Consider the following 15282-nt stretch of genomic DNA (forward strand, 5'->3'; position numbering starts at 1 on the left):
GCGTTTGGAGGGTTATTGCCTGTGATGCGCTCCAAACGTGCGCAACTTTTCTCGCGTTGGCGCTACTACCTGATTCAGTGCTGCTATGAAACATTTGCCGGAAATTTAGTCCTCGTAAACCCCTGCCTACCTTATATTCAAAAGTGATATTATTAAAGTTAAGTATCACTTAAGGAAGGGGCGCAATGGTGGAGAAAGTAACGCGAAAATCGTCGAAGAAATCAAAAAACCGCGCCGATCGTGCTCCTCACGCCTTACGCACCATTCTTTATTCTTTGAAAAACTATCGCTTGCTCGGTGCTCTTACTTCCGTATCAATTATTTTTGAAGCAGCGATGCAAATAATTATTCCGTCAGTAATGTCGAATCTTATTGATTTCGGCATTGTGACGCGCTCCAATTCCGCTTCTTGGTATTACGGTTTGCAACTTCTTCTTTTTGCAGCTCTTTCCGTGATTGCTGGCGTTATTTCAGGCGTTTGCTGTGCGCATTCTAGCGCCGGTTTTGGTAGAAATTTGCGTCATAATATTTTTGCGCGGCTGCAGCTTTTAAGTTTTTCTGATTTAGATAAGTTTTCTACTGGTACTATTGTGACTCGCATGACGAGTGATGTGTCTAACGTGCAGTTTGCTTACCAGTTAATCATTCGCTCAGGCGTTCGTAGCGTTGTGATTATTGCAGCCGCGTGGTGGTTTACTTTTTCAATTAGTCCTGCTATTTCTTGGGTTTTTCTTAGCTTTGTGCCGATTGTTGGCTTGATTGGTGCTGTTGGCGCTGCAATTGTTGCTCCTAGATTTATGCGAATTTACCGCATGATTGACGAGATGAATAATCAAGTTGGCGAGAATTTGCACAATATTCGCGTTGTGAAGTCTTATGTGCGCGCCGACTACGAAAATAGCCGTTTTATGCGTATTTCGCACAAGATTTACCATCATTTTCTTAATGCTGAGTACGTGCTTAATTACAGCATTCCGCTGTTTAATTTGTGTTTTTATGCTGGAATGTTGCTTATTGCGTGGATGGCTTCGCATGAGATTGTTGCTTCCGGAAATAATCCTGCGTTTGGTTTAACTACAGGAAATCTTGCGGCTTTGGTTGTGTATGCGTTGCAAATTTTATTTGCGCTCGCGAATTTGGTTGCAGTTTTTGTTATGTCTGTAACTGCGCGCGCTTCTATGCATCGAATCGCAAAAGTGTTGCAATCTAAAAATACTGAGGTTGTTTCTTCGAATCCGCTTACTAAACTTTCGGATGCTTCTGTGCGTTTTGAGCATGTTTCGTTGCGTTATCCGAAGTCAGATAATTCAGATAATTCGGATGAATCTTCTTCGGCAGAACAGGAAATTTTACACGATATAAACTTGAGCATTCCTTCAGGAGCAACTGTTGGAATTGTTGGCGCAACAGGTTCCGGAAAATCAAGTCTTGTGCAACTTATTGCAAGGCTTTACGACGTAACTAAAGGTGCGATTTTTGTTGGCGGCGCAAATATTTTAGATTACAATCCTCAAAGTTTGCGCGAAGAAGTTGGTGTTGTTTTGCAAAAAAATATTCTGTTTAGTGGCACGATTGCCGAAAATCTTCGTTGGGGAAGTAAGGATGCCAGTGATGAGGATTTGCGCGCGGCGTGCAAAATTGCTTGCGCAGACGAGTTCATTAACGATTTGCCGGATGCTTACAACACTCATATTGAGCAGGGTGGCAAGAATGTTTCCGGCGGTCAGCGTCAGCGTTTGTGCATTGCTCGCGCGCTTTTAAAAAAGCCTAAAATTCTAATCTTCGACGATTCAATGAGCGCGGTTGATATGAAAACGGATCGTAAAATTCGTGAAGGATTGAAGAATTTTATGCCTGATTCTACGCAAATTATTGTTGCTCAGCGCATTTCTTCAATCGAGCACGCGGATATTATTGTTGTTTTGCAAAACGGCCGCATACTCGCTCAAGGCTCTCATAACGACTTAATTAACTCTTGCGAACTTTATAAAAATATGGCGGAATCTCAAGCAAAAAGCCGAGTGCAAAGTGAAGAAAATATTGCGGAAGAAGGTGTTGAAAAATGACAACAAAAACAAATAAAAACACCCGCGCAATCAACTGGCCAACTCTAAAACGACTAGCTTCATGCGTGCTTGCTTATCGCGCAAAAGTTTTCGTAATCATATTCGCAATTATCGTAAGTTCTATTGTTCAAGCGGCTTGCGCAATGTTCTTGCAATCTATTGTGGACGTGTATATTCTTCCGCTTGTTGGCAAGCATAATCCAGATTGGATGCCGCTTGTGCGCATGATTATTCTTATGGCAAGCGTTTACGTAATTGGCGTGGTTAGCTGCTGGCTGTGGAGTAGGCTGGTTGCGCAAATTGCAGAAAGTGTTATGCGCGATTTGCGTGACGCTATGTTTAAGCACCAACAGAAGCTTTCGCTTAAATACCTTGATTCTCAAGGCTACGGCGATGTTATGAGCCGCTACACGAACGATACGGAAGTGCTGCGTGAGGCGATTTCGTGGGCTTTTCCAGACTCGTTTGCTGCGCTTATTTCTATTACGGCAGCTTTTGTGTCTATTATGTGGCTTTCGCTTCCTGTGGCCGCGTTTGTGGCAGTTTTTACTGTGTTTCTTCTATTTTTAGTTAGATTTATGCTTAAGCGTTCGGGCAGTCTTTTTAAGCAATTCCAGAGCGCTTTGGGCGAGCTTAATAAGTATGTAGAAGAATCTGCAACAGGCAGTAAAATTATTAAAATTTTCAATCACGAAGAAGTTGCGCTTAAAAAATTAGATGTTTACGTTGAAAAAGTGCAAAAAATTTCGGCAAGTGCTAATTCTTACGCAAATAATGTTATGCCTGTAATTAGTAACGCAAGTTATCTTCTTTATGTGCTTATTGCTTTGCTTGGCGCGTGGGCTGTTTCTGCAGGTTTTCCAACTTTCGGTCTTGCAAGCTCCGAGCCTTTGACTATTGGAACGCTTATAGCTTTGCTTACTCTTTCACGCGCGTTTATTAATCCTATTGGCGAAATTACGATGCAATTAAATTCGCTTATGATGGCTTTGGCTGGAGCGTCGCGCATTTTTGAGCTTCTTGACGAAAGTCCGGAGGAAGATTCTGGAACGGTTCGTTTAGTAAAAGTTAAAGTTGCGCAGTCTGCTGAAACTCTTGCTACTGAATCTGCTTTTGACGTTTTGCAAGAAGTTGACGAAAAAGAAGAAGGCGCTAATATTTACTGGGCTTGGAAAAGAGCTAAGCAAGATAATGGCAATAAAGCTACTCAGCGCGCTAAAAGCTTAAGCGCAATGGCTCAAGAAGTGGTTTTGCATGCAAAGCGCGACGCTCTAACTTCTAAAGACGGTCGTTACACTCTTCTTCGCGGAGACGTGCGCTTTACGGATGTTGTGTTCGGGTATGACCATGAGAATCCTGTGTTACACGACATTACTTGGTTTGCAAAGCCGGGTCAAAAAGTTGCTTTAGTTGGAGCGACGGGTGCTGGAAAAACTACGATTGCGAATTTGCTTACGCGTTTTTACGATATTGACGACGGGCAGATTTTGTATGACGGAATTGACGTGCGTGATATTTGTAAAACTGACTTGCGTTACGCTATTGGCACAGTTTTGCAAGATGTGAACTTATTTACTGGCAGCGTTATGGATAATATTCGTTACGGTCTCCTTGATGCAACTGATGAAGAATGCGTAGAAGCTGCTAAATTAGCGCATGCAGACGCGTTTATTTTAAATCTTCCGGATGGTTACAATACGCAGCTTAAAAACGGTGCAGAGGGGCTTTCTCAAGGCCAAAAGCAGCTTATTTCTATTGCTCGCGCTGCTGTTGCGAATCCTCCTGTTTTAATTTTGGACGAAGCTACTTCTTCAATCGACACGCATACTGAGGCTTTGGTGCAGCATGGCATGGATTCGCTTATGGAAGGCAGAACTGTGTTTGTGATTGCGCACAGGCTTTCTACAGTTCGCAATGCGGATGTGATTATGGTGTTGGATCATGGCCGAATTATTGAGCGCGGATCGCATGAGGAGCTTCTGGCTAAGCGCGGCGAATATTATCAGCTTTGCACGGGTGCGATTGAGCTTGAGTAAGAAGGTTGATTTTGTGCGGCAACACGCCGGACACGCCATAGCACTTGCATTTTGAAATGGATTCTGTAAGATAGTGACTCGGCTGTTCGAGAGAACAAAGCCACGGCCCCGTAGCTCAGTTGGTTAGAGCGCCGCCCTGTCACGGCGGAGGTCACCGGTTCAAGTCCGGCCGGGGTCGCGATTAATAGGAGACCCGGTTCGCCGGGTTTTTTATTCATCATGGCTCTGTAGCTCAGTTGGTAGAGCGAGCGACTGAAAATCGCTAGGTCAGCGGATCGATCCCGCTCGGAGCCACAAGTAATCAACAAAAAACGCGCGACATTTTTGCCGCGCGTTTTGTTTTATCTAGCGAATCTTCTAGTCAATCTGCTTCCAGGAATCAACATCAATATGATGCTCAGGATTTGCTTGCCAAGCTGCCCAAGCAGACTTAACAATATCTTTCACATCGTAGCGAGCATGCCATCCCATTTCTTCGTTGATTCGCTTAGGGCTGCCAATAAGCTGAGGAGGATCTCCTGCTCTGCGGTCCAGCACAGTTTCCTTAAATGGCAATCCGGTAACTTCTCGCACTTCGTCAACAATCTCGCGCACGGAAGTGCCTTTACCTGTGCCAACGTTAAACGCATCATACTTGCGTTCGTCACGATCCAAATACTTAAGCGCTTCAAGATGTGCGTCTGCCAAATCCGAAACGTGAATGTAGTCACGAATGCAAGTGCCATCGGCAGTAGGGTAGTCGTCGCCGAAAATAGCAGGAGCTTTTCCGCGCTGCAAACGTTCAAAAAGCATAGGAATCAGATTCAAAATAGCAGGATCTTCTAATTCCACCGGGCCGCAACCAGCCACGTTAAAGTAACGCAATGCGCAGAAGCGAATACCGTAAGTGTGCTCGCAAGCGCGCGCCATCCACTCGCCAAAAAGCTTAGTTTGGCCGTAAGGGTTAATTGGCAGCATTGGCACAACATCTTCTGGCACAACGTCAACAGGTGGAACGCCGTAAGTTGCTGCAGAAGACGAGAATACGAGCTTCTTTACGCCGCTATCCTTCATGCCTTCAAGAACATTAAGCATGCCGTTAATATTCTGCTGATAATACCAAAGCGGCTTTTCTACGGACTCTCCAACCTGCTTTCTAGCAGCGAAATGAATTACGGAATCAACATTCTCGTCTTTCATAATTTGCGCAAGTCTTCTGCCTGCGTCAGGAGATGCAATATCCATGCCGTAAAGTCGAGCGCCTTCAATACGCGTAGGCTTTCCGTAGCTTAAATCGTCAACGACGACGACTTTTTGCTGTGCTTTATGCAAGGCATGAACTACGTGCGCACCAATGTAACCGCATCCGCCTGTAACAAGAACAGTCATTTGAACTTCCTTCTATTCTTATAATTGATAAATCATTGCAATTATATCTCGCCAAACTGAACTATAGGTTATTTTACGATTCGCTTAATGTGGCGCTCCAAACGTGCGCAGTTTTTATCGCGTTTGGAGGGTTTTGGCAGGTTTGGCGCTCCAAATGCGGGGAACTTGTCTCGCGTTTGGAGGGTTTTGGCAGGTTTGGCGCTCCAAATGCGGGGAACTTGTCTCGCATTTGGAGCGTTTGAGGCTGTGTGGCGCTCCAAACGTGAGGGAGTCGTCTTTTATGGCTTATGCGTAATTTTTATAAAATCGGCGTTTTGCATAATAATTTTCGAATTATTTGCTCTAATTTTCTGCGTACGTGATAGCATCGAATAGATATATATCAATGAGATGCGTCCCAAAAGCGAGGTGTAAAGCATATGACTCTGTTGACGCCTAAGGACATTCGAGAACATACCTTCCAGATTGTACGTTTCAAGGGAGGATATGACGTTGACGAGGTTGACGAGTTTCTCGATCAGGTTACAGAAACAATAGAAGCGCTTGGTCAGCAGGCAGTGCAGGGGCTTGGAGCTTCCACACAGTCTCTTGGCCGCGATGTTGCGGGCTTGAATACCAAGATTGCTGAGTTGACTTCTAAAGTCGAGTCCTTAACTAAAGAAAATGAAGAATTGCGTAATGCTGCGGCTCTTGCTGCAAATAACGACGCTAAGAAGAATAATGATTCTAAAGAAGCTGCTTCTCAGCTTGAGGCAACTGCTACTAAGTTGCGTGAAGCTGAAGAAAGCAACCGCGCTTTGTCTGCTCAAAACCAGCAGTTGAAGGAACAGCTTGATGGTTTGGGCGCTCAGGTTGATCAGCTTACTGCTCAAACTGCTCAAGCAGATAACGCAAAGCAATTGCAAAAGGAATTGGAATCTGTAACTCGCGAGCGCGATGATTTCCGTGCAAATAGTGAAAACTTGGGTCGCGAACTCGACACTATTCGCCAGCAGTTGGTTGTTACGCAGCAAGAAAACGCTAGGGTTGAAGAGCTTTCAAAGCAGCTTGAAGAGTCTCAGCAGCGCGAAGAGCAGCTTCGTCAGCAGGTTGCTAAGTTGGAGCCAAATACTGAAACTGGTAGCTTGCAGAAGATTGCTGGAGCAGGTGCTGAAGCTCAAGGTTCTGAGCCAGAGCGCGCAACTGCTATGTTGACTCTTGCTATGCAATTGCACGATCAATACGTTGATAAGGGCAAGGCTAAGGCTCAGCAGATTGTTGAAGAAAGCCAAGCTCGTTATAACGAAACTGTTGCTAAGGCAGATGAGTATTCTGCACGCACTCGCTCTGAGGCTGAAGAATACAGCAAGCAGGCTCATGCTGATGCTGATGATTATTCGACTCGTACTCGTGGCGATGCTGACGCTTATGCTGCTCGCGCTCATAACGAGGCGGATGCTTACTCTGGTAAGGTTCGTCAAGCTGCTGACGATTACGCTAAGCAAACTCACGATCAGGCTGACCAGTATGAAGCTGAAGTTCAGCATCGCGCTGCAGACTACGATTCTACAACTCGTACGGCTGCTGATGCTTATGCTCGTCAAGTGCGTGAAAACTTGGAGAAGCAGACTCAGGTTATTGAGGGCAATATTCAAAGCCTCAAGCAGTTTGAGACCGAGTATCGTACTCGCTTGACTGACTTCCTCCGCCAGCTTGTTGATAAGGTTTCTGACGAGAACGCTTATTCTACTCTCGGCCAGAATCCGGCTGACAATTCCGCTAAGCAAGAGTAGTTTCTTAAAAATGCGTGGGTTAGCTTATCTTATGTGAACCCACGCATTAAAACCGATACTGCTTTTGAATTACTAAAGATCGGATAAAAATTGACGCATAGAGATGTGCGTGTGAAACGGCTACGTATTCGCGTAGCCGTTTTTGCACTTGTTGTTATTATTGGTTTAGTTTTAGACCGTGTTACTAAATTGTGGGCAATGGGCGCGCTTCAATACGGTAAGCAGATTGTTTTCATTCCTAATTTCATAATGTTTTCGCTGGTTAGGAATGCTGGTGCTTCGTTTGCGTTTGGCTCCGGAGCAACATGTTTTATTAGCTTATTTGCGATTGCTGCTTGCGTTGCGCTTGTTTTTGCTATTTGTCGCACGAAGTCTTTGCAATGGACTCTTGTGCTTTCTTTGGCGTTTGCTGGAGCTTTTGGCAATTTGATTGACCGCGCAATTTATGCCGAGCATTTTTTGGATGGTAAAGTTATTGACTTTATTAACTACGGTTGGTCTGTTGGTAACGTTGCGGATATTATTCTTGCGATTGCAGGCGTGTGGCTTGTTGCTTTAGTTTTATTAGAATTGCCGTTTAAGCCAGGCGAAACTAGTGACGAAACTAGTGACGAAAGTGCCGCAAAAGTAAGCGCAAAAGAAAGTAACGAATAATTATGCAAAATAATATGCCGGTTCCAGAAGATTTAGTTGGCTGCCGTTTTGATGTTGCGATTGCGAAATTGCGTAATATTTCGCGTTCAAAAGCAAGCGATCTTATTTCTAACGGAACCGTGCATATTGTTAACCGAAAAGCAAATAAATCTGCACTTTTGCTTAGTAGTGACGAAATAATATTTGAAGATTTAGTTAGTGAAAATTTTGTTGCAAAAATTTACGAAAATGAAACTTCTAAAGAAGAATCTCAAGTATCAAATCAAATACTAAATCAAGAAAATCAAGCAGAAAATCAAGCAATCGAACAGAGTATGACGATTGCTTATAAAGACGAAGATATTGTAGTTGTAGATAAGCCTGTTGGAATGGCTGCTCACAAAGCACAAGGGTGGTGCGGGCCAACTGTTGGAGAAGCTTTAGAAAAACGCGGAATTGGCATTTCTGCTACTGCTGGAGACGAAAATAGGCGCGGTATTGTAAGCCGACTCGATGCTGGCACAAGCGGACTAATGCTTGTTTGCAGAACAGATTTCGCATACGAAGAAATGAAAAAGCAGTTTGCAAATCATACTGTTAAAAAAACGTATTATGCGCTTGTGCAAGGAAATTTAGATAAAGATAAAGCAACAATCGAAGCTCCTATTGGTCGCGCAAAAGTTTCGGATTTTCGCTTTACGATTACGCCAAGTGGAAAACCTGCTATTACTCACTGGGATGTTCTTGAGCGATTCGGTCAAGCAACTTTAGCAAGTGTTAATTTGGAAACGGGCCGCACGCATCAAATTCGCGTGCATTTTACGTCGATTGGTCACCCTTTGGTAGGGGATTCAATGTATGGAGCGAACCCAGTTTTGGCTCAAAAGCTTGGTTTAACAAGGCAGTGGCTTCATTCAATGGAGCTTACTTTTATGCATCCTCGAACTGGCAAAGTTATTACAGTAAAGTCGAATTATCCTTCTGATTTGCAACACGCTTTAGAAGCTATGCGAGCATTATCAAAGTAGCGTTTTTGAATTTTTCAGTCAACTTTCGACTATAGAATATCATCTATGACTCATCCGGAAACCAACTTCGTACATTTACACAATCACACGCACTATTCGCTTCTTGACGGTGCGTCAAAAATTCCTGATTTGGTAAATCGTGCGAAAGAATTAGGCATGCCGGCTGTAGCAATTACTGATCACGGCAACATGCACGGCGCGTACGAAATGTGGAGCACCGCTGTAAAAGCTGGTATTAAGCCGATTATTGGCATTGAAGCGTATGTTACTCCTGAAACCGCAAGGCAAGACAAAAGCCGCGTTCATTGGGGAACGGAAGATCAGCGTGCAGACGACGTTTCAGGCGGCGGCTTAATTACGCACATGACTATGTGGGCGGAAAACGATACCGGCTTAACTAATCTTCTTAAAGCTTCGTCTGTGGCAAATCTTGAAGGCCGCGTTATGCGCTACCCGCGTATGGATAAAGAAGTGCTTTCAACATACTCAAAAGGCGTAATCGCGTCTTCTGGATGCCCTTCCGGAATTATTCAAACTCGTCTTCGCTTAGGCCAGTTTAAAGAAGCTTTACGCGCAGCAGGCGAGTTTCAGGATATTTTTGGGCGCGATAATTTCTTTATTGAACTTATGAATCACGGGCTTTCAATCGAAACGCGCGTAACTAAAGACTTGCTTGAAATTGCGAAAAAGCTTAACGCTCCTCTTCTTGCTACGAACGATTTGCATTACGTTCATGAGGAGGATCGCGAAGCTCAAGACGCTATGCTTTGCATTAATTCCGGCTCTAGACTTGACGATCCTGACCGTTTTAAGTTTGACGGTTCCGGATACTATTTGAAATCCGCTGAGCAAATGCGCGAGCTTTTTAAAGAGTTTCCTGAAGCTTGCGATAATACGCTTGAGATTGCGCGACGCTGCAATGTTATGTTCGACGACGGCGAAGATGGCGCTTTTATGCCGCAATTTGACTGCCCAGAAGGTTGGGATGAGACTTCGCTATTCCTTAAAAAAGTTGAGGAAGGTTTGGAGCGCCGCTACAATAACAACATTCCAATGGAAGTGTTGAAGCAGGCTGATTACGAGTGTGGTGTGATTTGCCAAATGCAGTTCTGCGGCTACTTTTTGGTTGTTGCAGACTATATTAATTGGGCTAAAGCGCATGGAGTAATGGTTGGTCCTGGTCGTGGTTCTGCAGCAGGCGCTATGGTTGCGTACGCAATGGGCATTACTGAGCTTAATCCTATGAAGCACGGCCTTATTTTTGAACGCTTCTTAAACCCGGAGCGAGTATCTTTGCCAGATATTGACGTTGATTTTGACCCGGATGGCCGTGCGAAAGTGCTCGAGTACGTTGGTGAAAAATACGGTAGAGATAAAGTTGCTCAGTGCGTTATTTACGGAACGATTAAAACTAAGCAGGCGTTGAAAGATTCCGCGCGTATTATGGGATACGAGTTTTCAGTAGGCGAGAAAATTACGAAAGTTCTTCCTCCTGCTAAAAACGGCAAAGATATGAGCTTGCACGATATTTTCGACGAAAAATCAAAACGTTACGCTGAAGCGCGCGAGTTTCGCGAAATGTACGATACGGATCCAGATACGCATCGTATTACGGAAGAAGCAAAAGGTATTGAAGGTTTGATTCGCCAAACCGGTGTGCATGCTTGCGCAACAATCATGGGCTCGGAGCCAATCACAAACACTTCTCCGCTTCTTGAGCGCACTGACGGCACGATTACAACAACTTTTGAGTATCACACTTGCGAAACGCTCGGTCTTGTAAAAATGGACTTTTTAGGCCTTTCCAACTTGACAGTTATTCGCGATACTTTGCGAAATATCAAAAATAATGGAAAAGAGCCAATCGATTATACGAAAATTCCTTTGGACGATAAGCCAACGTACCAGCTGCTTTCTAGGGGAGATACTTTAGGCGTTTTCCAGCTTGATTCCGACGGCATGCGCGCGCTTCTTCGCACTTTAAAACCGGATAATTTCAACGATATTTCGGCTTTGATTGCACTTTACCGTCCTGGCCCTATGGATATGGATTCGCATACGAATTACGCTAAGCGCAAGAACGGTTTGCAAGATATTATTCCAATTCATCCGGAAGTTGAAAAACCTCTTAAGGAAGTTTTGGACGAAACTTACGGTCTTATTGTTTACCAGGAGCAGGTGCAGTCTGCCGCGCGTATTTTGGCAGGATACAGCCTTGGTAAGGCAGACGTGTTGCGCCGAGCAATGGGTAAGAAGAAGCCGGAAGTGCTGGCAAAAGAGCAGGTTCCGTTCTTTGAAGGCATGAAAGCGCACGGATATTCTGAAGAAGCTGCACAAGCAGTGTGGGATGTTTTGGTTCCGTTCTCCGGATACGCGTTTAACAAAGCTCACTCTGCAGCTTACGGCTTAATTTCTTACTGGACGGCATACTTAAAAACGCATTATCCAGTGGAATTTATGGCAGCTTTGCTACAAAACGAGCGTACGAATAAAGACAAAACCGCGCTTTACTTGGGTGAAGCGCGCCGCATGGGTATTCAAGTTTTGCAACCGGATGTTAACGAGTCCGTGCTTGAATATTCTGCTGTTGGAGATGTTGTGCGCTTTGGCTTGGGTGCTATTCGTAACGTTGGAGATAAAGCAGTAAACGATATTATTGCGGAGCGCGAAAGTGAGCGCGGACGTTTCGTAAACTTTATGGACTTTATTAAGCGCGTACCAATCACAGCATTAAACCGACGGCTTGTAGAATCTCTTATTAAAGCTGGAGCTTTTGATTCGATTGATTCAAACCGTCGCGCGTTGCAGCAAATTTGCTATCCTGCAATCGATTCTGTAATTGCGCTTAAACGCAAGCAGGCAGAAGGCCAATTTGACTTATTTGCTGATCTTGATTCTTCCGGCTCGGGCGCGGATAACGGCATGGGAGATATGCAAATTACTGTGCCTGATGTTGAAGAGTGGGATAAAAAAACGAAGCTTAATTTTGAGCGCGAAATGCTTGGATTATACGTTTCGGATCATCCGCTTAGTGGATTATCTGCAGTTCTTGCGGGATTGCGCGAAATGTCTATTGCGCAACTTATTGATCGCGCAAGAACTATGGGCGACGGCCAGCAAGTAACTATTGCAGGTCTTGTTACAAGTGTGGACAGGAGAGTGTCTAAAAAAGGTAACGCTTGGGCAATCGTTACTGTTGAAGACATGGAAAGCTCTGTGCAATGCATGTTCTTTGGCAAAGTTTATGAAGCTTCCGCGCAGGATCTTGCGATTGATCAGGTTGTGCGTATTCGCGGACAAGTTGAAGTGCGTGACGAAACAGTTTCAATGCGCGCTACTGAATTTGAAGTGCCAACGTTGGAATCAGTGGACGAAAGGCCAATAACTATTATGGTTCCGCGTAAAACTTTAGATAAAGGGCGAGTGGCAGAGCTTAGTAATATTTTGCACCGTCATCCGGGCTGTTGCGAAGTGCGCTTGGCTTTAATTGACGATTCCGGGCGTGCGCAAGTTCTTACTTTTGGAGATAATTTCCGCGTAAAGCGTGACACTTCATTATTTGCAGAAATGAAAATTATTTTCGGATCCAACTGCTTGCCAAGCGCGTAGAAAATTGCTGTATTAGTTTGGTAAAATATAGTATTTAGAAAGTTGTATTTAAATAAGCTGTATTTAAATAGGCTGTTAAATAAGCTGTATTTAATATATTAAATAAGTTGCATTTAAAGGGGAGAAAGTAATAAAAATGTTAAATAATGACGACGAGCGCAATAACGAGCTTAATAATAACGAGCGTAATAATAACGAAACTAACAATGACGATTCAGTGCGCGCTTCTTTTACGGATGCTGAATTAGATAACGCGCTTGCAGGCTTTGAAAAAGAATTCCAAGAAAACGAAAATCAAAGCAACTCAAATAGCGAAGATTTATTAAACGATTCCAATAGCAGCGATCAAGAAAATAATTCTATTGAAGAAGCAATGCGCGGAATTGAAGAAGCGAATTTTGAAGAAGATTTGCAAGGTCTTCTTGGCAATAAAGCAAAAGTTGCAATGATGGTCACATATGTTGAGCCTGCGAAATTGCTTGCTGCTTTTTGCAAAATGGCGGATGTTAGTGCAACATGCTTTGCTGAAGACAAGGGTTCTATTGCAATATTGAAGAATTTGGATGGCAACGGTCCGGAAGAAAATGTGCAAAAATTCGTGGACTTCTTCCGCGGAATGGATGTAATGCTTATTACAAATCGTGCGGATAAATTAACTGCGAATGTGTATCAATACAATGAAAAGCCGCAAGAAATAGTGGCGCCATTGGCATTATCGCTATGGTCAAGAACAGTAGAAGATCTTGCGATTTGCATTGAAAGCGTTGATAGCGTTAAAAAACAGGGCTTGGAAATGTTCGACAGCGACGATTTAAGCAATATGCAAGCGATGAAAATATTTAATAAATATGGCAAACAGTGAGTATTGCGGAAAGTATTGCGGAAAGTATTCGAAAAGTATTGCGGAAAGTATTCGAAAAAGTAAGTGTTGCGTAATTTCATTACAATTACGTAAATTCATTGCGTATAGCTGTAATTAGTGCAGCATAATGCGCGATAATAAACTAGAATTGCATTTAATTGCGTAAAAATGCTACCCAAGGGGCTAATTATGGATAGACAACAAGAGTTTGCTCTACGTACTGTTGAAGAGCGCGACGTGCGTTTTATTCGACTCTGGTTTACGGACGTGCTCGGCACGTTGAAATCTGTTGCTATTGCCCCTGCGGAATTAGAGGCAGCGTTTGAAGAAGGCATTGGATTCGACGGTTCGGCAATTGAAGGCATGACGCGCGTTTTGGAAGACGACATGATTGTGAAGCCGGATCCGTCAACTTTCCAAATTCTCCCATGGCATGGAGGGCCGGAAGGCACAGCGCGAATGTTCTGCGATGTGCTAACTCCCGACGGCGAGCCTTCGCTAGGAGACCCTCGTCACGTGCTTAAAACTGCGCTCGCAAAAGCGAAGGAAAAGGGCTTTACTTTCTACGTGCATCCGGAAATTGAGTTTTATTTGTTCGAAGCTCAAGATGATTGGTCCAAAGCGCCTGTGCCGATTGACGAGGGCGGCTACTTTGACCACGTTCCTAGAAGTTCGGCAATGGACTTCCGCCGCAATGCTGTGAGCATGCTGGAGCAGATGGGTATTTCCGTAGAATATTCGCACCACGAAGGCGGGCCTGGCCAAAACGAAATCGACTTGCGCTACGCGGATGCGCTTACTACCGCGGATAATATTATGACTTTCCGCACTGTAGTTAAGGAAATTTCGCTTGAGCGCGGAATATACGCAAGCTTTATGCCAAAGCCGCTAACCGACCAGCCGGGATCTGGCATGCACACGCATTTGAGCTTGTTTGAGGGAGATACGAACGCTTTCTATGAGGCCGGTCAAGAGTTTAATATGTCGCTTATTGCGCGTCAGTTTGCGGCTGGTATTTTGCATCACGCTTCGGAAATTTGCGCTGTAACTGATCAATATGTGAATTCTTACAAGCGCTTGTGGGGTGGTGCGGAAGCTCCTAGCTACGTGTGCTGGGGGCATAGCAACCGTTCTGCGCTTCTTCGCGTGCCGCAATACAAGCCTGGTAAGGGCAATTCTTGCAGAATGGAATTCCGCGCTTTAGATCCTGTGGCGAATCCGTATCTTGCTTACTCTGTGCTTTTGGCTGCAGGCTTGGATGGTATTGAAAAGCAGATGACTTTGTGCGATCCGACTAGCGACGACGTGTGGGAGCTTACGGATGCTGAGCGCCAGGCTATGGGAATTCAGCCGTTGCCGGAATCCTTGGACGAGGCGCTAAAGATTATGGAGCGCTCGGACTTTGTGGCAAGCGTATTAGGCGAGCATGCTTTTGAGTATTTCTTGCGCAATAAGCACCAGGAGTGGGAAGAGTACCGCCGCCAGGTGACGCCTTTTGAGCTGGAGAAGTACCTGCCGCGCTTGTAGCGCGAGCGCCTTCGTACTTTAGAGGCCCTAACGCAGTTGATGTACTGCGTTGGGGCCTTTTGTTTGCTGTTTTAAGACTTTCGTGCAGTCGTCGCGCTGCGTTAGGGTCTCATTTCGCTTGGTTTGAGACATTGGCGCAGTTTGTGTTCTGCGCGAGGGTCTCATTTCGCTTGGTTTAAGACTTTCGCGCAGTACGGTTTCGGCGCGAGTGTCTCATTTCGCTTGGTTTGAGACATTGGTGCAGTTGGCGTTCTGTGCGAGTGTCTCATTTTTATTTCCGGTGGTGTTTTTTGCAAAAAAATCAAAAATTTTTGCAAAAAAGTGGGGAGTTTTGGAGAGAAATGGGGTAAAATGGTGACTAACGTGCAAATGGCATAGTGC

9 protein-coding genes and 2 tRNA genes are annotated in these 15282 nt (G+C 44.6%); 10 read left to right on the plus strand and 1 reads right to left on the minus strand.

The annotated features are described in order from the left end of the window. The first annotated feature begins 185 nt into the window (after positions 1 to 185). The 4 genes from ACTJLE_RS01300 to ACTJLE_RS01315 all read left to right on the plus strand — a co-directional run bounded on the left by ACTJLE_RS01300 (position 186) and on the right by ACTJLE_RS01315 (position 4396). Positions 186 to 2066, plus strand: a complete 1881-nt coding sequence (locus ACTJLE_RS01300) for an ABC transporter ATP-binding protein (protein ID WP_481267107.1) — start codon at positions 186 to 188, stop codon at positions 2064 to 2066. Further along, entirely contained in the window at positions 2063 to 4102 is a 2040-nt protein-coding gene (locus tag ACTJLE_RS01305) for an ABC transporter ATP-binding protein (RefSeq protein WP_481267108.1), read from the plus strand. Before ACTJLE_RS01300 ends, ACTJLE_RS01305 begins: the two co-directional genes overlap by 4 nt. A 104-nt stretch (positions 4103 to 4206) precedes the next feature. Beyond that, positions 4207 to 4280, plus strand: a tRNA-Asp gene (locus ACTJLE_RS01310). A 43-nt stretch (positions 4281 to 4323) separates the two neighbouring features. Beyond that, positions 4324 to 4396, plus strand: a tRNA-Phe gene (locus ACTJLE_RS01315). 63 nt (positions 4397 to 4459) lie between these two features. Here the strand turns inward: ACTJLE_RS01315 and galE are convergent. After that, positions 4460 to 5470, minus strand: coding sequence for a UDP-glucose 4-epimerase GalE (gene galE, locus ACTJLE_RS01320; protein WP_481267109.1), 1011 nt, complete (start codon positions 5468 to 5470; stop codon positions 4460 to 4462). A gap of 419 nt (positions 5471 to 5889) precedes the next feature. Between galE and ACTJLE_RS01325 the strand changes: the two genes are divergently transcribed. The 6 genes from ACTJLE_RS01325 to glnA all read left to right on the plus strand — a co-directional run bounded on the left by ACTJLE_RS01325 (position 5890) and on the right by glnA (position 14901). After that, complete coding sequence (locus ACTJLE_RS01325) at positions 5890 to 7242, plus strand: DivIVA domain-containing protein (protein ID WP_481267110.1); 1353 nt, start codon at positions 5890 to 5892, stop codon at positions 7240 to 7242. A 105-nt stretch (positions 7243 to 7347) separates the two neighbouring features. After that, on the plus strand, positions 7348 to 7896 hold the full coding sequence (locus ACTJLE_RS01330) for a signal peptidase II (protein ID WP_481267111.1): 549 nt from the start codon (positions 7348 to 7350) through the stop codon (positions 7894 to 7896). 2 nt (positions 7897 to 7898) lie between these two features. Continuing rightward, positions 7899 to 8903 (plus strand): RluA family pseudouridine synthase, encoded by a 1005-nt coding sequence (locus tag ACTJLE_RS01335; protein ID WP_481267112.1) that lies wholly within the window; start codon positions 7899 to 7901, stop codon positions 8901 to 8903. 45 nt (positions 8904 to 8948) lie between these two features. After that, positions 8949 to 12512, plus strand: a complete 3564-nt coding sequence (gene dnaE, locus ACTJLE_RS01340; RefSeq protein WP_481267113.1) for a DNA polymerase III subunit alpha — start codon at positions 8949 to 8951, stop codon at positions 12510 to 12512. A 136-nt stretch (positions 12513 to 12648) separates the two neighbouring features. After that, positions 12649 to 13374 carry a hypothetical protein gene (locus tag ACTJLE_RS01345; protein ID WP_481267114.1) on the plus strand — a complete coding sequence of 242 codons (726 nt, stop codon included), beginning with the start codon at positions 12649 to 12651 and terminating at the stop codon, positions 13372 to 13374. Between the two features lie 189 nt (positions 13375 to 13563). Continuing rightward, on the plus strand, positions 13564 to 14901 hold the full coding sequence (gene glnA, locus ACTJLE_RS01350; RefSeq protein WP_004127624.1) for a type I glutamate--ammonia ligase: 1338 nt from the start codon (positions 13564 to 13566) through the stop codon (positions 14899 to 14901). The last annotated feature ends 381 nt before the right edge of the window (positions 14902 to 15282 follow it).

It is taken from the genome of Gardnerella sp. CCPDSM, from assembly GCF_056754715.1.

Bases quoted from the DNA above. Each gene is read 5' to 3' on its own strand.
- ACTJLE_RS01325 (WP_481267110.1), top strand. From the start codon at position 5,890: ATGACTCTGTTGACGCCTAAGGACATTCGAGAACATACCTTCCAGATT.
- ACTJLE_RS01300 (WP_481267107.1), top strand. From the start codon at position 186: ATGGTGGAGAAAGTAACGCGAAAATCGTCGAAGAAATCAAAAAACCGC.
- ACTJLE_RS01335 (WP_481267112.1), top strand. From the start codon at position 7,899: ATGCAAAATAATATGCCGGTTCCAGAAGATTTAGTTGGCTGCCGTTTT.
- ACTJLE_RS01345 (WP_481267114.1), top strand. From the start codon at position 12,649: ATGTTAAATAATGACGACGAGCGCAATAACGAGCTTAATAATAACGAG.
- galE (WP_481267109.1), bottom strand. From the start codon at position 5,470: ATGACTGTTCTTGTTACAGGCGGATGCGGTTACATTGGTGCGCACGTA.
- dnaE (WP_481267113.1), top strand. From the start codon at position 8,949: ATGACTCATCCGGAAACCAACTTCGTACATTTACACAATCACACGCAC.
- glnA (WP_004127624.1), top strand. From the start codon at position 13,564: ATGGATAGACAACAAGAGTTTGCTCTACGTACTGTTGAAGAGCGCGAC.
- ACTJLE_RS01305 (WP_481267108.1), top strand. From the start codon at position 2,063: ATGACAACAAAAACAAATAAAAACACCCGCGCAATCAACTGGCCAACT.